We start from the raw sequence: 26,056 nt of genomic DNA on the forward strand, positions 1-26,056 counted from the left end.
CGGGCGGTACCTGATTTCTCCTCCTTTTCCGTTGTGGAAAGCTGCGCCGGCTCTGACCGGCGCTTTTTTTATCCCCAGCTTTTTGAGTGCATTTTGCGCCACTAAATGCCACTCCAAGCCCTCTCTTGCGCCTGCGCCCCGCCGCAGTGCACGCGCTGCGCGCCCCGCTTGTTAGAATAGCCCTCTCACGGTGCCCGCCCGACTTTGGCGGCGACGCCCCCGCCTTACCGTCCAACCCCCTCCTGACCGGCAATTTTTCCATGACCGCACGTCGCATCCTCGTCACTTCTGCCCTGCCATATGCCAACGGCCAGATCCATATCGGCCACCTGGTGGAGTACATCCAGACCGACATCTGGGTGCGCTTCCAGCGCATGATGGCGAACGAGGTCTACTACGTCGGCGCGGACGACACGCACGGCACCCCGGTGATGCTGCGGGCCGAGAAAGAGGGCATTACGCCCAAGCAACTGATCGATCGCGTGTGGACCGAGCACAAGCGCGACTTCGACAGCTTCATGGTGTCGTTCGACAATTACTACAGCACCGATTCCGACGAGAACAAGCAGCTCTCCGAGAAGATCTACCTGGCGTTGAAGGCCGGGGACCTGATCGCCGAGCGCGAGGTCGAGCAGTTCTACGACCCGATCAAGAACATGTTCCTGCCGGACCGCTTCATCAAGGGCGAGTGCCCGAAGTGCGGCGCCAAGGACCAGTACGGCGACTCGTGCGAGGTCTGCGGCACCACCTACGTGCCGACCGACCTGAAGAACCCGTACTCGGTGGTGTCCGGCGCCACGCCGGTGCGCAAGTCCTCCGCGCACTACTTCTTCAAGCTGTCCGACCCGCGCTGCGAGACCTTCCTGCGCGAATGGGTGGCCGACCTGGCGCAGCCGGAAGCCGCCAACAAGATGCAGGAATGGCTGGGCGCCGAAGGCGAGACCTCGACCCTGTCGGACTGGGACATCTCGCGCGATGCGCCCTACTTCGGCTTCGAGATTCCCGGTGCGCCCGGCAAGTACTTCTACGTGTGGCTGGATGCGCCGATCGGCTACTACGCCAGCTTCAAGAACCTGGCCGAAAAGAAGGGCATCGACTTCGACGCCTGGGTAGGCCCGCACTCCACCGCCGAGCAGTACCACTTCATCGGCAAGGACATCCTGTATTTCCACACGCTGTTCTGGCCGGCCATGCTGCGCTTCTCGGGCTACCGCACGCCCACCAATGTGTTTGCCCACGGCTTCCTGACGGTGGACGGCGCCAAGATGAGCAAGTCGCGCGGCACCTTCATCACCGCCCAGAGCTATATCGACACCGGCATGAACCCGGAATGGCTGCGCTACTACTTCGCCGCCAAGCTCAACGCCAGCATGGAAGACCTCGACCTGAACCTCGATGACTTCATCGCGCGCGTGAACAGCGACCTGATCGGCAAGTACGTCAACATTGCCAGCCGCGCCGCCGGCTTCCTGGTCAAGCGTTTCGATGGCGTGGTGGACGAGGCCGCGCTGGCCCACCCGCTGCTCAAGCAACTACGCGCGGCCGCGCCGCAGGTGGCGCACTTCTATGAAGGCCGCGAGTACAGCAAGGCGCTGCGCCTGGTGATGGAACTCACCGACGCGGTGAACGCCTTCGTCGATACCGAGAAGCCGTGGGAACTGGCCAAGGACGAAGCCAAGCGCGCCGCCCTGCACGCCGCCTGCTCGGTCTCGCTGGAAGCCTTCCGCCTGCTCACCGTCTATCTCAAGCCGGTGGTGCCGCAGATGGCCGCGGGCGTTGAGCGCTTCCTCAATATCGAGCCGCTGGACTGGCGCGGCATCGACAAGCAACTCTCGGCCTCGCGTCCGGTGCAGCCGTACTCGCACCTGATGACCCGCGTGGATGCCAAGCAGGTCGATGCCCTGCTGGCCGCCAACCGCGATTCGCTGCAAGCCGCTGGCCCCGCCACCGCGGAGGCTGCCGCCGCCGCGATCGAGCCGATCGCCGAGACCATCACCATCGACGACTTCGCCAAGATCGACCTGCGCGTGGCCAAGATCGTGGACTGCCAGAAGGTGGAAGGATCGAGCAAGCTGCTGCAGCTCACGCTGGACCTGGGCGAAGGCAAGACGCGCAACGTCTTCTCCGGCATCCAGTCGGCCTACACGCCCGAGCAGCTGGTAGGCAAGCTCACCGTGATGGTGGCCAACCTGGCACCGCGCAAGATGAAGTTCGGACTTTCCGAGGGCATGGTACTGGCCGCATCGGCAGCGGACGAGAAGGCCACGCCGGGCCTCTGGATCCTGGAGCCGCACGAAGGCGCGGTGCCGGGCATGCGCATCCGCTGATGCGCCGCGGCGGCGAGGCGCACCAGCGCTGAGCCGCCATGGCGCCGGCGCTGATTGACGCCGCGCCGCCTGGAAGCTCATACTGCACCCATACCCGACAGGGTGCTGATGGGATTTCCTGGCATGCCCGACAGCGTTCCCGGCCCCGCCCCCTCCGGCGCGCCAGCGCCGCCTACCGGCGCCCCCCCGCGTGGCGGCCCGCGCCTACGCCAGCCCTTCCCCCTCGCTGCCTTCCACCCGCGCCTGCTCGACAGCCTGCGCGACTACAACCGCGCCATCTTCTTCAAGGACCTCGCCGCCGGCCTGACCGTGGGCGTGGTGGCGCTGCCGCTGGCGATGGCCTTTGCCATCGCCTCCGGGGTGCCACCGCAGGCTGGCTTGTTCACTGCCATCATCGCGGGCTTCCTGATCGCCGCGCTGGGCGGCTCGCCAGTGCAGATCGGCGGCCCCGCCGGCGCCTTCATCGTCATCGTCTACGGCATCGTGGCGCGCTACGGCGTGGCCAACCTGCTGATCGCTACCATCCTGGCGGGCGGCCTGCTGTTCGCCATGGGGCTGTTCCGGCTAGGCACCCTGATCCGCTTCATCCCGGTGGCCATCGTGATCGGCTTCACCAACGGCATCGCGGTGCTGATCATGGTCTCGCAGATCGGCGATTTCCTTGGCCTGCAAACCGGCAAGATGCCTGGCAACTTCCTTTCGCAGATGCGTGTGCTGGGAAGCTCCCTGCCCACGGTGTCCTGGCCCACGGTAGCGCTGGCGGTCGGCTCGCTGGTGGTGGTGGTGGGCTGGTCGCGCCTGGCCCTGCTGGCCGGCAAGCGCTGGCGCCCCGCATCGACGACATCGACGACATCGACGATCGCGGCAATCGCTGCAAACCCGCCGGATGCGCACGGCCGCCTTGGCCGTGCGCTGGCAATGGTGCCCGGCACGGTGATTGCGCTGGTGCTCGCCACCGCGGTCAATGCGCTGCTGCACTTGCCGGTGGAGACCATCGGCACGCGCTTCGGCGGCATCCCGCAGGGCCTGCCGCCGTTTGCGCTGCCGCAACTGAGCTGGCAACTGGTCCAGCAACTGGTGGCGCCGACCCTGACCATCGCCCTGCTCGGCGCCATCGAATCGCTGCTGTGCGCGCGCGTGGCCGACAGCCTGATCGACGACCGCCATGATCCCAACCAGGAGCTGATGGCGCAGGGCATCGCCAATATCGTCACGCCGTTCTTCGGCGGCCTGCCGGCCACGGGCACCATCGCCCGCACCGTGACCAACCTGCGCAGCGGCGCTCGTACGCCGGTGGCGGGCATGATCCACGCCGCCACGCTGCTGCTGATCGTGCTGGCGGCGGCGCCGCTGGCCAGCGCCATCCCGCTCGCCACGCTGGCCGCGATCCTGCTCTACGTGGCGTGGAACATGGGCGAGTGGCATGTGTTCGGGCTGGCGCACCTGAAGCGCTACAGCAACAACTACCGCATCATCCTGCTTGGCACCTTCGTGCTGACCGTGGTGTTCGACCTGACCGTGGCGGTGCAGGTGGGACTGGTGCTCGCCTGCCTGTTCTTCATCTACCGCATGGCCTCGCTCACACAGATCGAGGCGATCGCGCCAGCCGCGCTGCCCCCGGCGGCCGACGGCACGCTGCTGCCGGCCGGCGAGGTGGCGGCCTATCACATGACCGGCGCGCTTTTTTCGGGGCCGTCAACAAGGTGGAAGCGCTGATCGACCCCCGCGACCGCACGCAGCCGGTACCGACAGTGCTGATCCTCGACGTGGGCAAGCTGGTGGCGCTGGACACCACTGGCCTGGACACGCTGGACGCCTTGCGCAAGACGCTGGCGCGGCGTGGCGGCACGCTGGTGCTGTGCGCCGCGCCAGCGCAGGTGATGTCGCTGATGCGGCGCGCGGGCTTCCTGGAACAGATGGGCACGGCAAACTATTGCGACACGCTGGCCGCGGCCTGTGCCAGGGCCGGCGCGTTGCTTGCCGAGCGAGCCGGCCGGCCCGCGGCGGACTAACCGCCCTGCAGCCTCTCGTCGCTGCGCGAGGTGTGCGTCACCTTGCCGTCAGCGTCGAAATGCACGTTGAAGAACGCCTTCTCCTGCGAGCTTTCCCACCAGCGGTAGCCCCACACCTCTTCCTTCTTGAGCGCGAAAGCTTCGACCTTGGTCGGCTTGCCGATCAGGCGGCGGATATCGTCGCGGCTCATGCCGGCGCGCACGCGCGCGAAGTTCTCCGCGGTCAGCACCTGCTCGATCGCGCGCACCTTGCCATCGGCGCCGATCGTCACCATCCAGGTGGTGGCGCCTTCCGGGCCGCGCGGGTATTCCAGGCGGCGCCCGCCATCCTCTTCCTCCCAGGTGATCTCAGGGCGCCCAGCCTGTTTGCGCACGTCGTCCTCGCTGGACTCGCCTACCACGATGCCCTTGAACAACTGGCTGTCGGGCTTGACCGAGTTCCAGGTAGCGTGCGCGGCATCGCCCGCCTTCTTCATCGCTTCGTCGACCTTTTGCTGGTCGCACCCGAACAGGGCAAGCACGGAGGAAATCAGTCCCATGGCGGCAAGGCGTCGGTAAGACGCGGCAGTGGCAGAGGTGGGTGGCACGCAGATCATGGCACGCGCCTCAGGGCTTCGCGGGCGCGGCCGAGGCGGCGCTAGCCGGCTTGCTGGCCGGCGCTCCGCCCGTTGCTTGACTGTCGGCATCCTGGCTGGCATCGGTCTGGCTCCTCGCGGTTCCGGCGCGGTTGGACGCGCCCGTGAACAAATTACCCCAACTGTCGAAGCGGCGGTTAAACAGCACCGAAAGCCCGTTGATCGAGCCGCCCTTGGCAATCAGCGACCAGCGCCGCGAGAATGCCCAGGTCAGCTTGACCACGTTGCTGGCGCTGGTCAGGCTCTGCTCGTAGCCCACCGAGATCTTATCGGTCACGGCCTTGCCCACGCTGACCACCTGCTGGTCGTTGAGGCCGGCCGTGCTGGGCCCGATCGAAAACTCGTCGATGCCCAGATGCTGCACGATCCCCTTGCCGGCGCGCCCGCCCAGCATGCCCAGCGCGGCACCACCCAGGGCTCCGGCGCTCAGTTGCTGCTGCTGTCCGGCCGCGGCGCCTTCCGCGCCGTAGCCGAACATCAGCCATGACAGCTTATCCTCCTCTGGCACATTCGGCTCGGACACCAGCTTGACGCGCGGCAGGCGTACCGTGCCGGTCACCTCCACGCCCGCCTCCACTTCCTGGTTGCGGCGCATGGCGCGGATATTGAGGTTGGGATTGTCCACCGGCCCGTTGAAATTCACGATGCCGCGCTCGATGTTGAGCTTGCGCCCGAACGCCTCGTAGGTGCCGTCGGTCACGCGGATGGTACCGGTGGCGCGCAGCGGCGTCAGCGGGGCGCTGCGCACGCCAAGCTGCCCGCCCAGGCGCAGGTCCGCGCCAGCCCCGCGGAAGCGGAAATTGTCGCCGAGGTCGAGCGTGAGGTCGATCAGCGGGCTGAAGCGGCTGGCCGGCTTGGCCTCCGGCACCGGCGTGGCGGCGGTCTTGATCTCACGCTGGTCGCGGCGGCGCACCACCACCACGTCGTCGCCCAACTCCGGGGCGCCGGCCTTGGGCAGGTCGAACAAGCCGCGATCCACGCGGAACTTGCCGCGGATCACGATCTGGCGGTCCTCGTTGGCGATGCTGGCATCGCCGGAAATGATCAGCGTGCGCTCGGGGCTGGCAAAGAGCTGGAGCTTGTCGGCCACGATCTTGCCCGTCAGGTTGGGATCGGTGTCGCCCAGCTTCACATTGCCGGTGGCAACGATCTTGCCGTCGCCGCCGCGGAACTCCACCTGCTTGAGTTCGATGGTGTTCTGGTCGAGCACCACGTGCACGATGCCATCGGTCAGCCGGATACCCTGGTCGTAGAGCGTGATGGCGATGCCAGTGCCGTCGATATTGCCGGTCACCAGGGGCTGCCCGACGCTGCCCGCCAGTTGCAGGACTGCCGCCAGCTTGCCATCGAACGCGTATTGCGGGCCGCTCAGCGCCTCCAGCGACTTGATCTTCGGCACATCCAGCGAAACCTTGCCCGCCAGCGTGGAAGCCGGCGTCACCGTCATCAGGCCCTGTTCCTGGATCAGCCCGGCGGACGCGTCTACCACCACCTTGCCGACCCTTGCGGCTTCGATGCCGCCTTTCAGGTTGACGCGGCTGCCGGCAAACTCGGCGCGCAGCGCGGTTTCGCCCAGGCCCAGCGCGGTGTACGCCCCGCCGGCGCTCACCGAGACGTCGCCGCTGCGCCGGCGCAGCTCGGCAAAGCCAGAGGCGGACTCGGCCAGCGTGATGTTCCAGCGGCCGTCCAGCACCAGGTCCGAGCGCACCGGCGGCGCATCGCCGGTCAAGGCCTCGGCCAGGCGCAGCACGTTGGCCACCTGCAGGCCATCGAGGTTGCCCTGGGTACGGATGCGGCCGTGGTCGAAATCGAAGCTCTCCACAGTCACGCGTGCGCGCTCGAACTGCAGGCTGGCCGCGCCGAGGCGCACGCGCTGGTCCGCCACCATCAGCTGCGTCGGCGCCGCCAGCCGCACGTTGACCGTGCCGCGCTCCTCCAGGGTACGGATGGTGCCCTTCCAGCCGGCCGCCCCTTGCCAGGCGCCCTGCCCTGACAAGTCCAGTTGCATCGGCTTGTCGTGCAGCGCGCCGGCCGCCTTCAGGTCAAAGGTATGGCTGGCCTGGGTACCGCTGAGCGTGGCGTCGAACGTGCGCAGCGTAGCGACCGGGCCGCGATAGTCGCGGGCGTTCAGTTTCAGCGCGAGCGTGCCGTTCAGCCCCCCGCGCAACTCGGCGCTGCCGCTGGCGCTGGCCAGGTGGTGCGGGCCCACCACCAGCGACTGGGCGCCATAGCTGGCCACGATCTCGGGCCGCGCCAGCGTGCCGGTGATGTCCGCGTCGAGCTTTAGCACCCCGGCCACGCCGAGCTTGAGCCGATCGAGCTGCGGCGCGTCCACGCGCAGCTTCAGGCGGTCGCCGCGCGCGCCAAAGCTGCCGTTGAGCTGGGCCTGGTTGCCGGCCATCTCCAGCGTGGCCTGGCTTGGCAGCAAGCGCTCCCCGGCCAGGCGCAGCTTGCCCTCGCCACGCATCGGCAGCCCCGCATACACACTATCGCGCACCGCGAAGTCCAGTGCCACGCGCGGCTCCGGCGCAAGCGTGCCGCTGGTGCTGAACTCGGCATTGATGCGGCCCGGCGCTACTTCAGCCACGCGCGCCGGGTCGAAATTGGTCAGCTTGCCCTTGAAGCTGAAGGGCTGCGTGTCCTTCAGCGACAGCTTGCCGTCGGCGATCAGCGTGCCCGCGCCGATGCCGGCGCGCAGCGAGCTCAGCGTCACCGCCTCGCCATCCAGATGCGCATCGGCAAAGAGCTTGTACTCGCCGCCGGCCAGGTCCAGCGCCACGCTCTGGCGGCCGGGCTCCATCCGCAAGCTCACCGGCCCGGACAGGCGCACGCGCTTCAGGCTGCCATAGAGGGCCTGCGGGTCGAGGTTGCGCACGTCGAGGTCGAAGCCGCCGCGGCCATCGCGCAGCGCGCCGCCGCCACGGATCTCGCCGCCGCCAGCCAGCGCTACTTGCAGGTCGCGCACCATCTGCGCCGCCTCGCTAAGCTCGACATGCGCATGCACCGATTCCACCGGCAGGCGCTCGGCGTCGACCTTGCCGGCTTCGTGGTTGACGATGCGCACATCGCCCGCCACGCGCAGGGGCGCGCTGTCGTGGGCGCTGCCGGGCTTGGCAGCGGGCGCGGAGGCCGGCGTTGCAACTGCCGCTGCCGCTGCCGATGCCGGCGGTGCCGCCGGGGCACTGGCCGCTGCGGCCGGCACCGGCGTAGCCGCGCCATCCGCCGGGCGCAACTCGGCCTGCACGGAGAGATCGGCACGCGGCGCCGAGGGGCTGAACAAGCGCGGATTGATGTGCTCGCCATTGACCAGCACATGGGTGAACGGCACCTTGCCGAACGGCGTCAGGTCCGCCTCGGCACGGCCGCGCAGGCGATCGCCGCTGGCCTCGGCTTGCACGCGCAGGGCGGCAAGCGAGCCGCGCACATTGGCGCTGATGCTGAAGGATTCCTTCTGCCAGCTGCCCTCGAGCAGCGCGGCGCCGTTCAGCGCAAATGGCGCTTGGCCGGCGACCTGCGCATTGGCGGCCAGCTTGCCGTACGGCGTGACCAGCCGTTCCACGCTGACGCGGTGGCGTTGCCCGTCGGAATGCAGCGAGCCCGCCAGGTCGCTAAGCACCGTCTCGCTAGGCGTGGCCGGCGGCCCCTGCAGCAAGGTCAGGCGATCCAGCGTGAGTGTATCCACGTCCACCGCCAACGGCAGGTCGAGCGATTTGGGCAAGGTGGCGGGCGCGCTGTCAGGCTGCGACGGCGGCAAGCGCAGCGTGACGGCGCCCACGCGCAGCGCGCTGACATGCAAGCGGGTCGGCGACCAGCTAAACGCCCAACTGCCGTCGACACGGTCGACCGTCACCCGTGTCTCGCCACTGGCAAATACCACATCGCGCAACCGCAGGCCGCGTGCCACCGTGCCGCCTTCCAGCTTGCCTGACAAAGCGCCTGCGGACAGGCGCGTGGCCAGCGACCACAGTTGCCGCGTGCCGGCCTCCGTGTGCAAGGCCTGCACCGCCGCCGCAACCACCGCCAGCACCAGCGCCAGCAGCACCACGACGCACCACGCCAGCCAGCGCCCGAAGCGCATGCGGCGAGGCCGCGCCGGCCCGGGCGGGACATCGCCGGGGGCGGGAACCGGAGGCATGTCGGGAATGCTCATGCGGCAAATACCCTGCGACTGCGTGGATAGAGGCCGCCGTACTGGCGGCCGGGCCGCATCGTCGTCAGAACCATCATCAGAACGCGACTCCCAGCGAGATATGCGGGCGGAACTGCTTTTCCTGGATGCCGTAGCCCACGTCGAGCTGCACCGGCCCGACCGGGCTGCGCCAGCGCGCGCCGATGCCCACGCCGTTGTAGAGCTTGACGCCCGTCAGGTTGTCGGTGGCCGTGCCCACGTCCCAGAAGATCGCGGCGCCCCAGTCATGCAGGAACCAGTACTGGTACTCCAGGCTCGCTGTGCCGAGGTACTTGGCCGGCAGCACGCTGGCGCCGTTGCGGGTACCGATCGACTGGTAGCCGTAGCCCCGGATCGAATCCGTGCCGCCCGCCCGAAAACGCAGCGAAGCGGGGACCTTGGTGACGTCGCCGTTGGTGATATCCGCGCCGAGCTCCAGCCTGGCCACCACCAGGTCGCGCTTGCCCACGGGCATGTACTGGCGGATACGCCCATACATGCGGAAGAAGGTTTCGTCGCTCAGCATGTGCTTGGCGGCCACGCCCACCTGCGTGCTGATGACGTTGCCGCGGCGCGGGAACACCGGGTTGTCCACGTCGCGCCGCGTCCAGGCAAAGGCTGGCACCAGCGCCCGGCTAAGCTGGTTCGGCTCGCCGAAGGGCTGCAGGTTGTCGTAGTAATAGTCGACCGAGATGGTGGTGTCGTACTTCTCGCGCGAGCGGGACCGCTTCAGGCCGGTGCGCAGGCTGGTCAGGTCGGTGCTTTCGAGGTCGATGGTGCGCTCGTAGCTGGCGTAAGCACTATTGCGGTATGTCTTGCTGTCCGGCGGCATCGCGATCTCGCCGAACGCGTACTGGCGCTTTTGCTCGATGCGCGCTTGCGAGTCGAACACCCAGGCGCGGTTGAACAGGTTGTAGTAAGAGTACCGGCCTTCGACCTGGGCGCCGGTATCGGTGGTATAGCCCACGCCAGACGACAGCCGATTGACGGGATACTCCCGCACCCGGACGTACACCGGCACGGTGACCTTGTCGGCCTGCATGTCGACCTTGGGCTCGGCGCCCCGCTCCGGATGGGTGTCGGTGATCTTGCCGTCCTCCGTCGTTTCCTGCTCGCCAAGGTCGATCTGCACATTGGAGAAGTACGGCTGGTTCTGGATCGCGCGCTGGAACTCCAGCAAGCGCTCCACGCGGTACGGCTCGCCCTCGTACAACGGATTGACATTGCGGATGATCTGCTCGGGATAGCGCCGCAGCCCGCTGATCATCAGCGGCCCCAAGCTGTAGGCCGGGCCGCTGGCAAAGCGCGCGCTCAGGTCCGCCGCGTGCTCATCCGGCTCGATGCGGGCTTGCGAGCCGGTCAGGCGGGCGCCGTAGTAGGTATGGCTCTGCAGCGCCACCAACGCGTCTTCCTTGGCCTTGTCCCAGTCCGCCTGGCGAAACGGCGCATCCACCGGCAAGTCCCACTTGGCCTTGATTTCGGCGATCTGCTCTGGGGACAGGCTGGCGGCCGGGCCGGTCACGCTGACGTCGACGGCGCGAATCACCGTGCGCGCACCCAGTTCCACCGTGACGTGCACGGTGCGTTCGTCGCCGCTTCCATCCACCTTGGTGGTGGTCTGCGGATCGAAATAACCTTCGGTGGAAGTGAACTGGCGGACCTGCTCGCCCACGGTCTCGACCATGTAGTTGAACTGGTCGGGCGAAATATCGTCGCGGGTGCGGTAGCGCGACAGGTCCAGGTGGTCCTGCAGGATTTCCTTGATCGGCTTGGGTGCGTCCACCTCGACTTTATAAGCGGCGGCAGCGGGCCCCGCGGATAGCGCCAAGGCTGCCAGCAACGGGCGCACCAGGCGGCGCAGCACGGCCGGCGCTGCCAGCAGTCCGCCGGCAGGGGCGGCAAGGCCGGCGGCCATGGTGCACGGGTTCCCTGGGTCCATCCTCATCGATAGATGCACGTCACGCAAAGTCGATATTTGACCACACCCGCGCGGCCGTCCTGTCTGGCGCCGCGAAAAAGACCGCCGCAACCGTCACTACGCCCATCGCCGAAGGCCGGGGCGCAGGATGGAAACGGCGGAATCACGCGCAATCCCGTTACCAGGCCCGCCGATACGGTAAAATCCCCGCTGTTTGTTAATTTCACCCTGCTTCCCGCCATGGCTGCCTACGAATCGGATATCACCCAGTTCCTGAAGTCGCTCAAGGACGAGCGCCCTTCCCTGGAAGCGGAACAACGCCAGGGCCGCGCCCTGCTGTGGGACAAGAGCCCGATCAACCTCGAAGAACGTGCCCGTGCCGACGCCTCGCGCGTGGCGCAAAAGCCTTACGTCTACTCGCTGGACTAAAGCCTTACCCGCCGCCCCACCGCCCCACCCGAGCGCCCGCCCCTAGATGAACCAGAGCGAGCAGGACAAGCTGAAGCCGGCGATCGAGCTGCCGAGCGTGACGGCCGAGCAGGACTCCACGCCGTCCGCCGTCGACGGCATGGCGTTCGCGCGCCTGTACGGCGAGCCCCTGTTCAAGCTGCCGCAGGACCTGTACATCCCGCCGGATGCGCTGGAAATCTTCCTGGAAGCGTTCGAAGGGCCGCTGGATCTGTTGCTCTACCTGATCCGCAAGCAGAACTTCAACGTCCTCGATATCCCGATGGCGCAAGTGACGCGCCAGTACCTCACGTATATCGAGCAGATCCGCAAGAGCAATCTTGAGCTGGCCGCCGAGTACCTGCTGATGGCCGCCATGCTGATCGAGATCAAGTCACGCATGCTGCTGCCGGTGAAAAAGTCCGACAGCGACGACGAAGAAGACGATCCCCGCGCCGAACTGGTGCGCCGCCTGCTCGAGTACGAGCAGATGAAGCTGGCGGCCATGCGCATCGACCAGGTGCCGCAGCTCGGGCGCGATTTCCTGCACTCGCAGGTCTATATCGAGCAGAGCATTGCGCCGCGCTTCCCCGATGTGGAAGTCGTGGACCTGCAGGCGGCCTGGGCCGACGTGATCAAGCGCGCCAAGCTCAACCAGCACCACAAGATCTCGCGCGAGGAATTGTCCGTGCGCGAGCACATGAGCCACATCCTGCGCCGCCTGCAGCATGCCCGCTTCATGGAGTTCAGCGAGCTCTTCGAAGATGCGGTGCGTTCCGGCAAGGGCGTGCCGGTGGTGGTGGTCAACTTCATCGCGATGCTCGAGCTATCGCGCGAGGCCCTGGTCGAGATCACCCAGGCCGAACCCTTCGCACCGATTTATGTGCGATTGGCGTACATTCCCAGCTAAGCCGCACCGATAGCGCCGCCCACCTCGGGCCACATGTTCTACAATCCGCCGACAATCGGCGCCACATAGAGCACCGGACCGGCCTCCCGGCGCACGCCGCGCCAGGGCATTCCTACCACGACCAGCACACCAACTTCATGAAAGTCATCTCCTCCATTCACGAGTTGCGGGACCAGTTGCGCGGGCAGAACCGGGCGGCGTTCGTGCCGACCATGGGCAACCTGCACGAAGGCCACCTGTCGCTGATGCGCCTGGCGCGCCAGCACGGTGACCCGGTGGTCGCGTCGATCTTCGTCAACCGGCTGCAGTTCGGTCCCAATGAGGATTTCGACAAATACCCGCGCACGCTGCAGGACGACATCGAGAAGCTGCAAAAGGAAGGCGTCTATGTGCTGTTTGCGCCCACCGAGCGCGACATGTACCCGGAGCCGCAAGAATACCGCGTGGAGCCCCCGCATGACCTGGGCGACATCCTGGAAGGCGAGTTCCGTCCCGGCTTCTTCAAGGGCGTGTGCACGGTAGTGATGAAGCTCCTGTCGTGCGCGCAGCCGCGCGTGGCCGTATTCGGCAAGAAGGACTACCAGCAACTGATGATCGTGCGCCGCATGGTCCACCAGTTTGCGCTGCCGATCGACATCATCCCCGCCGAAACCGTGCGCGCCGAAGACGGCCTGGCCCTGTCCTCGCGCAACCGCTACCTGACGCCCGACGAGCGCACCGAAGCCCCGGTCCTCTACAAGACACTGCACGAAGTACGCGACACCGTCCTGGCCGCCAACAGCGCCAGCGCGGACCTGGCCGCCATCGAAGCCGGCGCCAAGGCCGCCCTGCAAGCCCGCGGCTGGCAACCCGACTACATAGCCATCCGCAAGCGCGTGGATCTGCAAGCCCCCACCCGGGAAGAATACGTAGCCGGCGAACCGCTGGTCATCCTGACCGCAGCAAAGCTAGGCGCGACGCGACTCATCGACAACCTGGAAATCTGACGAGACCGAGGCCTGGACGCTCCAGGCCGAAAAATGTCACCCATGTGAGCAAACTCGCACCGCGCCACCAATACGATTCGGCGTAGCCGTGATTCCCGCCCCAGGCGGAAATCACCCAAGCGCGATGCGAAGCGAGCCGTCAAGGTGTGCCAAGGCCGTATCTCAACCACCTCCTCCCGCACCACCTCAGCCTTAACCCCCTTAGCCCTCTCCATCGTCCGCACCACATGCCGCCGATGCCCCGGCCTACGCTTCCACCAGATCAAAACCCCGGTAACAGCAAACATCAGCGGCACCACCCCGAACACCGAAATAAACGCCCGCCCCGCCAATCCGAACGCTTCCCCGGTATGCAACGGATACATCCAGTTAAGAAACGTATCCCCCGCCGGCGCATCCATCGGATCGCGAACCCCGAGCCGCTTGCCGGTATGGGCATCCAGCCAAAGCCGCGTAGCCCCGCTGCCCTGGCGGACCTCGCCAGGCTGGCGCAGCCGCACCTCAAACGGATCCCCCGCCTTACGCGGAAAGCTGACCCGCGTCGCCAGCGCCGCAGGATGAAGCGCCTGCGCCGTGCTCACCGCCTGCGCCACGCCTAGCAGCGGCGTGCCCGCGGGCGCTGCTGCCGACGCCGGCTTGCCGGGCGGCGACACGGTCATCACGCTGGCCACGATCGGCGTCACCCACTTGGGCAGATCCAGGTACCAGCCGGAGAACGCCATCGTTGCCAGCACCGGCGCCGCAAAGATGCCAGCCGTACGATGCAGCGAATAATTAAAGCGCGACCACGAGCCGCCATGGCTGACGCGAAACGCATTGAGCACCGCGCGCGGCTTGAGCTTGGGCCACCACAGCACAACCCCGCCGATCACCAGGATCAGTAACAGCATCCCGGTGATGCCCAGGATCGTGCGGCCCGTCTCGCCAGAGAGCAGGTAGTGGTGCAACTGGAACAAGGTAGGCAGCAGCAACGGGCGCGACAGGCCGGGCTCGCCCCAGACCCGCTCGCCCTTGACCGTCAATGTGGCGGGATCGACCATCACCTGGCGCGAGCGCCCGGCATTGGGCGTGCCCTTGAGCGGGTACCAGGCGATAAACACCTCATGTGGCGCGGACGGCAGCATCAGCAAGGTGGGGCGGCCATAGTGCGGGTCAGCCTGCAGGCGGTCGGTGACCGCCTGCACCGTAGCCGGCGCAACCGGCATGGATACTTCGGCCGACGCCGTCAGCAACGCCGGGTTGAGCAGGGCATCCAGTTCGTCGCGCCAGGCGATGACGGTGCCGGTCAGCCCCAGCATGACAAAGAGCAAGCCCAGCCACAGGCCGATGTACAGGTGGATCTTGACGAAAACAACGCGCAGGCGGCCGGTGACCATGGGAGGCGGGAAGCAGATTTGGGGGTTGCGGAAGCTGGTGTTTTCGGACCCCATGCCGGCGTGGGACGAATGCGCCACACACCAAGATGAGAATGCGAAAGATTCGCGATTCTAACAGGCGGGACTCGCCAATGCGCGACTGGTGCGAGACCGTGGCGGGGCACGCCTGGATTGCGGCAGAATATCGATCGCGCCCATTGCCGGCACCAGACTCCCCCTTGAAGATGATCCATACGATCGACTTGCTACCTGCCGGCCCGCACGATGCGGCGCTCATTGCCGACCTGCACACGCGAAGCTGGCGCCATGCCTACCGCGGCCTGCTGCCGGCGGACTACCTGGCGCGGGAAGTACCGGCGCAGCGCGCGCAAGCCTGGCAGGCTCGCCTGGTGGATGGCGCGCAGGGGCAGTTGGAAGTCACACTCGCGCGCGTAGACGGCACGCCGGCCGGCTTTGCCTGCCTGCAACCCGAGGCCGAGCCGCAATATGGCGTGTATCTGGACAACCTGCATGTGATGCCAGGATGGCACGGGCTAGGGCTTGGCAAGCGCCTCTTCGCGCATTGCGCGCAGCGTGCCGCCGGCGGCTGGCCCGGGCAGCCCCTCTTTCTCTATGTGCTGGACGGCAACACCCAGGCGCGCGAGTTCTACCGGCGCCTGGACGGCAATGAAAGCGAGGTGTTCGACGACAAGTTTCCCGGCGCAGATCTCATCGTGGCGGTGCGCCGGGTGAGCTGGCCGTCGGTCGCCGCCCTGCTCAAGCGGCTGGCCGTTTAGCCAGCGCCGGCTGCTCCAGCCAGCCGATGATCGGCTGCCACTGCTCCCAGTCCCGCGCCACGCGTGACGGTGCCACATCCCATAGCGTCAGGCCGTGCGCGGCCAGCTGCACGTAGTTTTGGGTATCGCGCAGGAAGCCAAGCACCGGCAGCCCCAGCCCCGCGACAAAGCGCTGCAGCTGCTCGGCCGCGCGGGTGCGCAGGTCGACCCGCATGCCGATCACGCCCACCTCCACCTCCCCGTGGCGCACACGTTTGTCGTCGGCGAGCCGGGTGAGGAAATCCTGGGTGGCGAGGATATCGAACAGGGACGGCTGCAGCGGCACCACCACGCGATGGGCCAGTTTCATCACATCGTTGAAGCGCCAGCCATGCAGGCCGGCCGGGGTATCCAGCACCACATGGGTGGTGCCTTTGGGCGGGCGCGCAATCTGGTTGGCGCTGATGTCCCAGGTACGGATGACGGGCGCCGAGGCCGGGCGCAAACCCAGCCAGGCTCGCGAGGATTGCTGCCGGTCCGTGTCGCCCAGCATCACGGCGTGGCCGGCGCGGGCGAAATAGCCAGCCAGGTTGGTGGCCAGCGTGGTCTTGCCTACGCCACCCTTGGGATTGGCGATCACAACTACGGGCATGGTTGTCTCCGCAATGGCTTTTCATGGCCGCGCCGCGCCGGGTTCCGCCATGGCCCTGCCATTGGTCGCTGCCGGACTCTGGCGGAGCGGGCCCGCCTGCGAGTTTAGCAGTTGCCGCGGCGGGCGGCTGGGCTGGCTATGACCCTGATTGACCCTGCTATGACGCCTGCAGGGGCGCCAGCAAGGTCTCCATGTCCAGGTGCGCGACGAGCGTGTCGGCCAGGCGCTCCAGCGAAGCCTCGCGCAGCGCGGCCAGGTCGACGCCCTCCGCCCGCGCCAGCCCGGCCCAGCGCAGCAGCGCGCCGCAAGCCTGCGGCTGGTCGAACAAGCCATGCACGTAGGAGGCCAGCACCTGCCCGTCCTCCGATTGCGCGCCATCCGGGCGCTCGCCTTCCAGCCATAGCGCCGGGCGCGCCAGCGCGGGGCCGGTGGTCACGCCCATATGGATCTCGTAGCCTTGCACGGCGGCCTCGGTGGCGCCCGCCAGCCGCAGCCGGCCGCTCACCACGCGCAACTGCTTGTGCGGCGCCAGCACGGTGTCATAGTCGAGCAGGCCAAAACCTTCGCTGCTGCCCGCCTTGCCCTCGTTGCCGGCCGGGTCATCCACGCGCCGGCCCAACATCTGCATGCCGCCGCAAATGCCGATCACCTTGCCGCCATAACGCAAGTGCCGCAGCAAGGCCGGCTCCCAGCCATTGGCGCGCAGGAAGGCCAGGTCGGCGCGCACGCTCTTGCTGCCCGGCAGCACGATCAGGTCGGCCGGCGGGATCGGCATGCCGGGGCCGATAAAGCGCAGGTCCACCTGCGGATGCGCGCGCAGCGCATCGAAATCCGTGTGATTGGAAATGCGCGGCAGCACCGGCACGATCACGCGCAGCAGTTCGCCCCGCTTGGCGCCCTGCGCGCCGATGATAGCGTCCTCGGCATCCAGGTGCAGGCCGTGCAGGTAGGGCAGCACGCCCGCACGGGCTTGCCGGTGCGCGCCTCCAGCCAGTCCAGCCCGGGCTGCAGCAGCGCGATATCGCCGCGGAAACGGTTGATGATGAAGCCCTTGATGCGCGCGCGTTCCGATTCCGACAGGCAATCGAGCGTGCCCACCAGGTGGGCGAACACGCCGCCGCGGTCGATGTCGGCCACCAGCACTACCGGGCAGTCGACCGCTTCGGCAAAGCCCATGTTGGCGATGTCGCGGTCGCGCAGGTTGATCTCCGCCGGGCTGCCGGCGCCTTCCACCATGACCACCTCGTAGGCGCTGGACAGGCGCTGGTGCGAGGCCAGCACCGCCTGCATCGCTACCGGCTTGTAGGCGTGATAGGCACGCGCGTCCAGGTCCAGCCGCGCCTGGCCGTGGATGATGATCTGCGCGCCGGTATCGCTGCTGGGCTTGAGCAGCACCGGGTTCATATCGGTATGCGGGGCCAGCCCCGCGGCGGCGGCCTGCAGGGCCTGGGCCCGCCCGATCTCGCCACCGTCCGCGGTGACCGCGCTGTTGAGCGCCATGTTCTGCGGCTTGAACGGGACCACGCGCACGCCGGCGCGCGCCAGCACCCGGCACAGGCCCGCCACCAGCGTGCTCTTGCCCGCGTCGGAGGTCGTGCCCTGCACCATCAAAGTACCGCGCAAGCCACCCGGCAGTGCCGCGCCGGCGGCTTCGGAGAAGTTTTTTTGCATCGTGGGATTATCGCATCGGCGCCCCGCGATAGCCCTGCGCGCGGGCCATCGCGAGCGTGCGATCCATGGATGCGCCCGCTACAATACCCGGATGACCCCGGCCAACGCTTCCGCCACCGCCACCGAACCCGTCAGCGCATCCGGCCATGCGCCGGCCAGCGAGCGCTCTTCCCAGGCCGCGGCCGCGCCGCACGCCGCTGCCGTCCCGGCCGCGCGCGCCAGCTCACGCTGGTGCTGGTTTTATGTCGATGAGCTGGGCCGCCTGAACCAGAAGCTGGCCGCCGCCGCGGATCGCGTGCGCCTGCTGGTGGCCGGCATTCCCGTGAGCGTGAAAGGCGCCGGCCCGGCGTGATGTTTCCTTCGCTGTCGTCGGTCCAGTTGTGGTGGCCGTTCCCCCCGTTTCCCGCATTCACCTGGCCCGCCTGCGTGGCCGCTGCCGTGGCCGGCGTGTTGCTGGACCAATGGCTGGGCGAGCCGCGCCGCTGGCATCCGCTGGTGGGTTTCGGCCACATCGCGGCAGCGCTTGAGCGCCGCCTGAACCGTGGCGGCGCGCCGCTGCGCCAGCGGCTGACCGGCCTGGCGGCCTGGGTGCTGATGGTGCTGGTGCCGGCCGCGCTGGCCGCCCTGCTGGTACACGTCGCCGCGCAAATCAGCGCGGTGCTGGCGTGGCTGCTGCAGGCGCTGGCCCTCTACGCGGCGCTGGGCGCGCGCAGCCTGGCCCAGCATATCGCGCCGATCGCCACGGCGCTCGCGCAAGGCAAGCTTGCCGAGGCGCGCCAGCTCACGGCACGCATCGTCTCGCGCGACACCGCCGACGCGGATGCCGAAGCGCTGGCCCGCGCCGCTTGCGAGTCCGCGCTGGAGAACGGCAACGACGCTATCTTCGGCGCCTTGTTCTGGTTCCTGGTGGGCGGCGCCCCGGCCGTGATCGCCTATCGCCTGGCTAACACGCTGGACGCCATGTGGGGCTACCGCACCCCTCGCCTGCTGTATTTCGGCTGGGCCGCCGCGCGGCTTGACGACGTGCTCAACCTGGCGCCCGCGCGCCTGACCGCGCTCTCGTACGCGCTGCTCGGGCGCACCGCCCAGGCGCTGCGCTGCTGGCGCGCGCAGGCGCCGGCATGGTCCAGTCCCAATGCGGGCCCGGTCATGGCCGCCGGCGCGGGCGCCGTCGGCGTGGCGCTGGGCGGCCCCGCCCGCTATCACGGGCAGTGGGAAGAGCGCCCGCCGCTGGGCATGGGGCGCACACCCGGCGCGGCCGATGTGCACGCCTGCCTGCGCCTTGTTCAACGCACGCTGTGGCTATGGCTGGCTGCCGCCGGCGCCAGCGCCGCCCTGCTTCACTACGGCATCGCATGAGTACTCCGATCCGCCACGGCGGCGACCTGCTCGCCGCCGTGCGCCGCCATGGCCGTCCGGTCGAGGACTGGCTCGACCTGTCCACCGGCATCAACCCGGACGGCTATCCCGTGCCCGCCCTGCCCGCCGACGCATGGCAGCGGCTGCCGCAAGATGACGACGGCCTGGCCGAACTGGCCGCGCAAGCCTACGGCGCGCCGCGCACCCTGCCGGTGGCCGGCTCGCAGGCCGCCATCCGCGCCTTGCCACCATTGCTCAAGCCCGGGCGCGTCGGCGTGGCGGTGCAGGGATACAGCGAATACGCACCCGCCTTTGCGCGCGCGGGGCACGAGGTAGTGCCCCTCGCGGAGACGGATTTCGCCCGTGCGCACCTGGCCGCGCAGCTCGACCACCTGGTGGTGGTGAACCCGAATAACCCGACCGGGCGCACGCTCGCGCAAGCCACGCTGCGCACATGGCACGCGGATCTCGCCGCACGCGGCGGCACGCTGCTGCTCGACGAAGCCTTCATGGATTGCACGCCCGAGCGCTCGCTCGCCGCGCAGGCGGATCGCCCGGGCCTGGTGGTGCTGCGCTCGCTGGGCAAGTTCTACGGCCTGGCTGGCGTGCGCTGCGGCTTTGTGCTGGCCGAGCCCGCGTTGCTGGCAGCACTGGCCAAGCAACTCGGCCACTGGACCGTGGCCGGCCCGGCGCGTGCGGTGGCGCGTATAGCCCTGGCCGACCGCGCCTGGCAGGCCGCCACGCGCGACCGTTTGCAGCAGGCCGGCATCCGGCTTGCGACCCTGCTGCGCAAGCACGGCCTGACGCCCGTGGGCCGCCCCCTGTTCAGCTGGGTGCCGCATGCCGATGCCGCGCGCCTGCACGAAGCGCTCGCGCGCCAAGGCGTCTGGACGCGGCTGTTCGACGCGCCGGCGGGCATCCCTGGCGGTTTGCCGAGCCTGCGCCTGGGTTTGCCGCCAGCGCAGGAATCCGCCTGGCAACGGCTCGACGCGGCGCTGGCCCATGCGCTGGCAACCCTGCACGCCGACACAAGCCCCCTTTCCCACTGAACCGCGATGATGCCTACCCCGATGACCGCCCGTGCCCTGCTGGCCCTCACCACGCTGCTGGGCAGCGGCCTTTGCGGCAATGCCGGCGCCGCCGTTTCGGTGGTCGATGACGCCGGCCAGACCGTCACCCTGGACCAGCCCGCGCGGCGCGTGATCTCGCTCGCGCCACACGTCACCGAAATGCTCTACGCCGCCGGCGGCGGCTCGCGCATCGTTGGCACCGTAAGCTACAGCGACTATCCGCCGCAAGCCCGCGACATCCCGCGGGTCGGCGACAACAAGGCGCTGGATCTCGAACGCATCGCCGCGCTCAAGCCCGACCTGATCGTGGTGTGGCGCCACGGCAATGCGCAAAAGCAAACCGACCGCCTGCGCGCGCTCGGCCTCCCGCTGTTCTACAGCGAGCCGCGCAAGCTCGAAGGCATCCCCAGCAATATCGAGCGAATGGGCGTGCTGCTCGGCACCGAGCCCACCGCCAACAGCGCCGCCACCGGTTTCCGCCAGCAGATCGACAAACTGCGGCAGACCTATGCGGCGCGCCCGCCGGTGACCGTGTTCTACCAGGTCTGGCAACAACCGCTGATGACGCTCAGCGGCCAGCACCTGATCAGCGACGTGCTTGCGCTATGCGGCGGCCGCAACCTGTTCGCCAACGAGGCGCTGCTGGTGCCGACGGTCTCGGTGGAATCCGTGGTGGCCGGCAACCCGGAAGTCATGATGACCGCCAGCATGGGCGCAACCCGCTCCGACCGGCCGCTGCCGGACTTCGCCATGTGGGAACGCTGGAAACAGGTCACTGCGGTGGCGCGCGGCAATCTCTACGCCATCGACGGCGACCTGGTCAACCGGGCAGGCCCACGCATCGCCCAAGGCGCGGAAGTCGTGTGCAAGGATCTGGACAACGCGCGGCGCAAACGGCCGGCGCAATAGAATTGGAATGACTAGGCCCGGTTCCACCAGCGCAAGCGCGGCATGGCACCACCTAGCGTGAACCGGCAACTCGCGCCATAGCCCAGGTCCCATCCCAGCGTGGTGGCCAGCGGCACCCCAAGCCAGTGCGCGGCCAGCATGCGCATCGGGCCAGCATGGGCGACCACCCACAGCCGGTCTGGCGCGTCCGCCGGCAAGGTATCGGCCCAAGCCACCACGCGCGCCATCGCCTGCGCCACAGTCTCGCCCCCATGAGGCCGCGCATGCAGCATATCCGCAGCCCACGCATCCAGCTCGGCGCGCGGCACGGCGTCCCATGCCAGGCCTTCCCAACGGCCAAAATCAAGCTCGCGCAGGCGGGCATCGGCTTCGGGCACCACTCCCAGATCCCGCGCCAGCAGATCGGCCGTGGCGCGAGCCCGCGCCATCGTGCTGCAAACAATGCGCTGCGGCGCGAGGCCGTCGAGCGCCAGCAACATGCGAGCAGGCTCGGGCAAAACCGGTTGTGCCAACGGCAGGTCAAGCGCGCCGTAGCAAAGGCCCGGTGCAACCTCAGGCGTGGCGTGACGGATCAGGACCAGGTCCATGCCGCCGCCACAAGATAGATCAACAGTTCTGCCAGTTGCTGCGCCATGCCGAGGCAATCGCCGGTGTAACCGCCAATGCGGCGCACGAAGTAACGCCCCAGCAGAAAACGCAGCACCACCAGCGCCACCACCACCACAGCGGCAAACAGCGGCGACACCAGCAACAGCGGCAAGCCGCCGCAAAGCAGCGTGAACACCAGCCCGATGCCGGACAGCCGCTGCGCCACCGGCTTGGCCTTGCCCTCGGCACGCACATAGTCGAGCGTGGCAAGATAGCTCACGGCCATGGCGCGGCTGGCCGCATGCGCGGCCACCAGCACCAGCAGCAATTCCACGATGCCGCTACGCGCGGCAATCGCCACCAGCAACTGCCACTTCAGCAGCAATGCCACCACCAGCGCAATGGCGCCGAATGCCCCGATGCGCGAGTCGTGCATGATGCGCAGCACGTCCTCGGGGCGGTAGCCGCCGCCAAAGGCATCGACGCAATCGGCCAGGCCGTCCTCGTGAAAAGCGCCGGTGGCCAGCAGCGTCACGGCCATGCCCAGCAGCAAGGCCACGCCCGGTGTCCACCACTGCAGCGCCCCCACGCTGGCCAGCGCGCCCAGCGCGCCGACCAGCAGCCCCACCAGCGGAAAGTAACGCGCCGCCGCGTTCAGGTAGTGCGGCGCAAAGCCAACCCAACGCGGCACCGGCACCCGCGTGAAGTAGCCGACGGCGGTCAGGAAGTAGCGAAGTTCATCGAGCATGGCGGGTGCGTTGGGCCAGGTAGCAGAGGCGTGCCGCGGTCTACGCCGACGCGGTGCTGACGCCGGCCGCGCCAAAGGTGGCCATCTCGCGCAGGAAGGCCGCGGCCGATGCGACCAGCGGATAGGCCAGCGCGGCGCCGGTGCCTTCGCCCAGGCGCAGGTCCAGCGCCAGCAGCGGCTCGGCGCCGAAATGCTCCAGCAAACGCCGGTGGCCGTGCTCGTGCGAGCAATGCGAGAACACGCAGTATTCCAGCACCTCGGGCGCGAGGCGCTGCGCCACCAGCAGCGCGGCCGAGGCGATAAAGCCTCGAGCGGCGCCACCGCGTCCGCATGCAGCGCCAGCGCCTGCGCCAGCACCGCGCGCTTGCGCGCGAGGCCTGCGTCGTCCAGGCCGGTGCCGCGGCCGATGCAATCGTCGATGGGCGTACCGGTAAGCCGGCTCACCAGGCAAGCGGCCGACGAGGTATTGGCAATGCCCATCTCGCCAAAACCGATCACATTGCTGCCCTGCTGGGCGTGGCGCAGCACGCGCGCCATGCCGGCGGTGAGCGCCGCCTGCACCTGCTCCGCGCTCATGGCGCGCTCGATGGCGAAGTTGCGCGTGCCCGCGGCGATGCGGCAGTTGACCAGCCCGGGCGCGGACGGCAGCGGCGCGCGCACGCCCGCGTCCACCACTTCCAGCGCCAGCCCGTGCAGGCGCGAGAACACATTGATGGCCGCGCCCCCGGCCAGGAAGTTGAGCACCATCTGCGCAGTGACCTCGGCCGGATAGGCGCTCACACCGGCATCCGCCACGCCGTGGTCGCCGGCGAACACGATCACCGCGGGCCGCGTGAGGCTAGGCGTGCCGCTGCCGGTGATCAGGCCGATCTGCAAGGCCAGGGTTTCGAGCCGGCCGAGCGCGCCAAGCGGCTTGGTCTTGGCATCGATGGCGGCTTGCAGGGCCGGGCGCAGGGCGGCGTCGAGCGGGGCGATGGCGGGTAACTGCATGGTGTTTCTTGAAGTTTCTTAACGTTTCTTGAGGTTGCTTGGTGCGGATTCGCTGGAACAAGAATAGACGTTTTACATCTCGACGCCACGCTGGGCCTTGATGCCTTGCTGAAAGGCATGCTTGACCGGCGTCATGTCCGTCACGGTGTCGGCCGCCTCGATCAGCGCGGGCGGCGCGCCGCGGCCGGTGATGACCACATGCTGCATCGGCGGGCGGGCGCGCAGGTCGGCGATGACGGTGTCGACATCGAGGTAATGCAGCTTGAGCGCGATATTGAGCTCGTCCAGCAACACGAGCCCGATCGCCGGGTCACGCAGCAGCGAGCGCGCCACCTCCCACGCGGCCTGGGCCTTGGCCACGTCGCGCGCGCGGTCCTGGGGCCTCGCCCATCACATGGAAGGCGCACTGCTCCGGGAAGCGCCGCAGGAACAGTTCCTCGCCGCTGGGAATCGCGCCCTTGATGAATTGCACCACGCCGGCCTGCATGCCGTGGCCGAGCGCGCGCACCACCATGCCAAAGCCGGAGCTGGACTTGCCCTTGCCGTTGCCGGTGGTGATGACGATCACGCCGCGCTCGTCCTGCGCGGCGGCGATCTTGGCATCCACGACATCCTTCTTGCGCGCCATGCGCGCCTTGTGGCGCTCGTCGCGGGCAGCGTCTTCGTTCGTGGAGGGATCGTTGGCTTGAGGCTCAGTCATGTTGCTTTGTCGTCGTGTTCTTGGGGGAGAGTCCCGTCGGCGATCAGCGCGGTATGGCGGCCATCGCTGACGCTGACAATGGGCGTGCGCAGCGCGTGCGAGCAATGCGCGGGGGTCAGGACCTGCGCGGCCAGGCCATGCAGGCAGAGGCCGTCCTCGGCCAGCAGCAGGGCATGGGTCGCGTAGCGCCGCGCCAGGTTAAGGTCGTGCAGGATCACCACGATGGCATGGCGCCCGGCGCGCGCCAGCCGGGCCAGGGTTTCCAGCACCATGATCTGGTGGCGCAGGTCGAGGTGGGCGGCCGGTTCGTCCAGCAGCAGCAGCGGCGCCTGTTGCGCCAGCGTGGCCGCCAGCGAGACGCGCTGGCGCTCGCCGCCGGACAGGGTCAGCACATCGCGCCCCGCCAGCGCATCGAGATCCATCTCGCGCACCACCGCCGCAACCACCGCGTCGTCTTCGCGGCCGGCCCAGCCCCAGCCGGAGAGATGCGGATGACGGCCCACCGCCACGGCATCGCGCACCGACATCGAGAACGTGTCGTGCACCGCCTGCGGCAGGTAGGCGCGGCGCAATGCCAGGGCCGCGGGCGGGGTCTCCAGCGGCGCGCGGCCGTCGAGCAGCACCACGCCGCCGTCCGGCTTGCGCAGCCCGGCCAGCACCGACATCAGCGTGGACTTGCCGACGCCGTTCGGGCCCACGATGCACCACAGCTCGCCAGCCTGCATGGACAAGCTCAGCCCATCGAGCAGTGAGCGCGTGCCGGCGCGCAACTGCAGGGACTGCAGCACCAGCGACGGACATGCGGTGACGGGTTCGTTCCAGGTCGGCATGGTGATCAGCGCGGCCTGCGCAGCAGTAGAAAGAGGAAGGTCGGCACGCCCAGCAGCGCTGTGATCACGCCCACCGGCAACTGCGCGGGTGCAATCACCGTGCGTGCCACCAGGTCGGCGGCCATCAGCAAGGTGCCGCCCAGCAAGGCCGAGGCAGGCAACATCAGGCGCTGGTCGTTGCCCCAGGCAAGGCGCACCAGGTGCGGCACCACCAGCCCGACAAAGCCGATCGAGCCGGCCGAGGTGATGGCCACCGCGATCGCCAGCGAGGCCAGCACGAACACCGACATGCGCACCGCGCCAACGCGCACGCCCAGCGCCTGCGCCACGGTCTCGCCCAGCAGCATGGCATTGAGCGAGCGCGCCAGCGGCATCGCCAGCAGCACGGCCAGCGCCAGCGCACCCAGCGCGAGCCCGTAGCTGGCGGTGCCGCCCAGGTCGCCGGTCAGCCAGAACAGCATGCCGCGCAAGCGGGCCTCGGGCGCCACGCTGAGGATCAGGGTAATGAGCGCGCCCCAGCCGGCGGCCAGGATCACGCCGGTCAGCAGCAGGCGCGAGCCGGCCTCATGATGGCCGCCCTGCACCTGCGGATGCAGCAGGTCGCGCCGCGCCAGCGTGGCCACCAGCACCATCGAGAACAGCGCGCCGCCGGCCGCGCCGGCCTGCACCGTCCACAGTGGCCACATCATCAGCATGGCGGTGAGCGCGCCCGTGGCCGCGCCACCCGACACGCCAAGCACATAGGGCTCGGCCAGCGGGTTGCGCAGCAGCACCTGCATCAGCGCGCCGGTCAGGGCCAGCAGGCCGCCGCAAGCGAACGCCGCGGCCGCGCGGGGCAGGCGCAGTTCACGCACGATGGCGCCGGCGGTATCGTCGGCGCCGCCGGACAGCGCCTGCCAGACCTGCGCGCCCGACAGCGGCACGCTGCCCACCGCCAGCGACAGCAGGAACACCGCCACGCCGGCGGCGGCAAGCATCAGCCAGACGGCTAGCGCGCGGCGCATG

General features: G+C 68.5%; 16 protein-coding genes and 6 pseudogenes. 10 read left to right on the forward strand and 12 right to left on the reverse strand.

The window, feature by feature from the left end; genetic code table 11:
* Positions 1–260 precede the first annotated feature (260 nt).
* Positions 261–2,327: a methionine--tRNA ligase gene (metG, locus tag OR16_RS23620; protein WP_006160559.1), complete on the forward strand. Its 2,067-nt coding sequence runs from the start codon at positions 261–263 to the stop codon at positions 2,325–2,327.
* 123 nt (positions 2,328–2,450) lie between these two features.
* Positions 2,451–4,339: pseudogene (locus OR16_RS23625) on the forward strand (SulP family inorganic anion transporter).
* Here the strand turns inward: OR16_RS23625 and bamE are convergent.
* From bamE to OR16_RS23640, 3 genes are all read right to left on the reverse strand, one after another.
* Positions 4,336–4,878, reverse strand: coding sequence for an outer membrane protein assembly factor BamE domain-containing protein (gene bamE / locus OR16_RS23630; RefSeq protein WP_006160561.1), 543 nt, complete (start codon positions 4,876–4,878; stop codon positions 4,336–4,338). The pseudogene OR16_RS23625 and the gene bamE sit on opposite strands and share 4 nt — an antisense overlap.
* A gap of 67 nt (positions 4,879–4,945) precedes the next feature.
* Positions 4,946–9,124 carry a translocation/assembly module TamB domain-containing protein gene (locus OR16_RS23635; RefSeq protein WP_043420821.1) on the reverse strand — a complete coding sequence of 1,393 codons (4,179 nt, stop codon included), beginning with the start codon at positions 9,122–9,124 and terminating at the stop codon, positions 4,946–4,948.
* A gap of 76 nt (positions 9,125–9,200) precedes the next feature.
* Positions 9,201–11,057 carry an autotransporter assembly complex protein TamA gene (locus OR16_RS23640; RefSeq protein ID WP_006160564.1) on the reverse strand — a complete coding sequence of 619 codons (1,857 nt, stop codon included), beginning with the start codon at positions 11,055–11,057 and terminating at the stop codon, positions 9,201–9,203.
* A 243-nt stretch (positions 11,058–11,300) separates the two neighbouring features.
* Here OR16_RS23640 and OR16_RS23645 point away from each other — a divergent pair, with 243 nt between their 5' ends.
* From OR16_RS23645 to panC, 3 genes are all read left to right on the forward strand, one after another.
* Positions 11,301–11,489 carry a DUF3460 family protein gene (locus tag OR16_RS23645; protein ID WP_006160566.1) on the forward strand — a complete coding sequence of 63 codons (189 nt, stop codon included), beginning with the start codon at positions 11,301–11,303 and terminating at the stop codon, positions 11,487–11,489.
* A 46-nt stretch (positions 11,490–11,535) separates the two neighbouring features.
* Positions 11,536–12,417 carry a segregation and condensation protein A gene (locus tag OR16_RS23650; protein ID WP_006160568.1) on the forward strand — a complete coding sequence of 294 codons (882 nt, stop codon included), beginning with the start codon at positions 11,536–11,538 and terminating at the stop codon, positions 12,415–12,417.
* A gap of 137 nt (positions 12,418–12,554) precedes the next feature.
* A complete protein-coding gene (gene panC / locus OR16_RS23655) occupies positions 12,555–13,403 on the forward strand; it encodes a pantoate--beta-alanine ligase (protein WP_006160569.1) in 849 nt (282 codons plus the stop codon).
* 203 nt (positions 13,404–13,606) lie between these two features.
* Here the strand turns inward: panC and OR16_RS41740 are convergent.
* A pseudogene (locus OR16_RS41740) lies at positions 13,607–14,779 on the reverse strand (PepSY-associated TM helix domain-containing protein); the annotation flags it as partial.
* A 224-nt stretch (positions 14,780–15,003) separates the two neighbouring features.
* Between OR16_RS41740 and OR16_RS23670 the strand changes: the two are divergent.
* Positions 15,004–15,555 carry a GNAT family N-acetyltransferase gene (locus tag OR16_RS23670; protein ID WP_043420840.1) on the forward strand — a complete coding sequence of 184 codons (552 nt, stop codon included), beginning with the start codon at positions 15,004–15,006 and terminating at the stop codon, positions 15,553–15,555.
* On the opposite strand, the gene OR16_RS23675 is transcribed toward OR16_RS23670, so the two are convergent.
* Positions 15,536–16,186 (reverse strand): ParA family protein, encoded by a 651-nt coding sequence (locus OR16_RS23675; protein WP_006160572.1) that lies wholly within the window; start codon positions 16,184–16,186, stop codon positions 15,536–15,538. The genes OR16_RS23670 and OR16_RS23675 overlap by 20 nt on opposite strands.
* Before the next feature lie 157 nt (positions 16,187–16,343).
* A pseudogene (locus OR16_RS23680) lies at positions 16,344–17,794 on the reverse strand (cobyric acid synthase).
* A 301-nt stretch (positions 17,795–18,095) separates the two neighbouring features.
* Between OR16_RS23680 and OR16_RS46245 the strand changes: the two are divergent.
* The 4 genes and pseudogenes from OR16_RS46245 to OR16_RS23700 all read left to right on the forward strand — a co-directional run.
* Positions 18,096–18,209, forward strand: a pseudogene (locus OR16_RS46245) (bifunctional adenosylcobinamide kinase/adenosylcobinamide-phosphate guanylyltransferase); the annotation flags it as partial.
* Complete coding sequence (cbiB, locus tag OR16_RS23690) at positions 18,209–19,216, forward strand: adenosylcobinamide-phosphate synthase CbiB (RefSeq protein WP_006160575.1); 1,008 nt, start codon at positions 18,209–18,211, stop codon at positions 19,214–19,216. The pseudogene OR16_RS46245 and the gene cbiB, both read left to right, overlap by 1 nt.
* Positions 19,213–20,265 carry a threonine-phosphate decarboxylase CobD gene (gene cobD / locus OR16_RS23695; protein ID WP_006160577.1) on the forward strand — a complete coding sequence of 351 codons (1,053 nt, stop codon included), beginning with the start codon at positions 19,213–19,215 and terminating at the stop codon, positions 20,263–20,265. Before cbiB ends, cobD begins: the two co-directional genes overlap by 4 nt.
* A 21-nt stretch (positions 20,266–20,286) precedes the next feature.
* Positions 20,287–21,195 carry a cobalamin-binding protein gene (locus tag OR16_RS23700; protein ID WP_006160579.1) on the forward strand — a complete coding sequence of 303 codons (909 nt, stop codon included), beginning with the start codon at positions 20,287–20,289 and terminating at the stop codon, positions 21,193–21,195.
* Between the two features lie 11 nt (positions 21,196–21,206).
* Here the strand turns inward: OR16_RS23700 and cobC are convergent, their stop codons facing one another.
* From cobC to OR16_RS23725, 6 genes and pseudogenes are all read right to left on the reverse strand, one after another.
* On the reverse strand, positions 21,207–21,782 hold the full coding sequence (gene cobC, locus OR16_RS23705; protein ID WP_006160581.1) for an alpha-ribazole phosphatase: 576 nt from the start codon (positions 21,780–21,782) through the stop codon (positions 21,207–21,209).
* A complete protein-coding gene (locus OR16_RS23710) occupies positions 21,767–22,531 on the reverse strand; it encodes an adenosylcobinamide-GDP ribazoletransferase (protein ID WP_043420842.1) in 765 nt (254 codons plus the stop codon). Before OR16_RS23710 ends, cobC begins: the two co-directional genes overlap by 16 nt.
* Positions 22,532–22,571: 40 nt before the next feature.
* Positions 22,572–23,521: pseudogene (locus tag OR16_RS41745) on the reverse strand (nicotinate-nucleotide--dimethylbenzimidazole phosphoribosyltransferase).
* Positions 23,522–23,593: 72 nt separating this feature from the next.
* Positions 23,594–24,221: pseudogene (gene cobO, locus OR16_RS23715) on the reverse strand (cob(I)yrinic acid a,c-diamide adenosyltransferase).
* Complete coding sequence (locus OR16_RS23720) at positions 24,218–25,051, reverse strand: ABC transporter ATP-binding protein (protein ID WP_006160582.1); 834 nt, start codon at positions 25,049–25,051, stop codon at positions 24,218–24,220. Before OR16_RS23720 ends, cobO begins: the two are co-directional and overlap by 4 nt.
* A gap of 5 nt (positions 25,052–25,056) precedes the next feature.
* Entirely contained in the window at positions 25,057–26,055 is a 999-nt protein-coding gene (locus OR16_RS23725) for a FecCD family ABC transporter permease (RefSeq protein WP_006160584.1), read from the reverse strand.
* Position 26,056 lies beyond the last annotated feature (1 nt).

It is taken from the genome of Cupriavidus basilensis OR16, from assembly GCF_000243095.1.
GTDB classification, from domain to species: domain Bacteria; phylum Pseudomonadota; class Gammaproteobacteria; order Burkholderiales; family Burkholderiaceae; genus Cupriavidus; species Cupriavidus basilensis_D.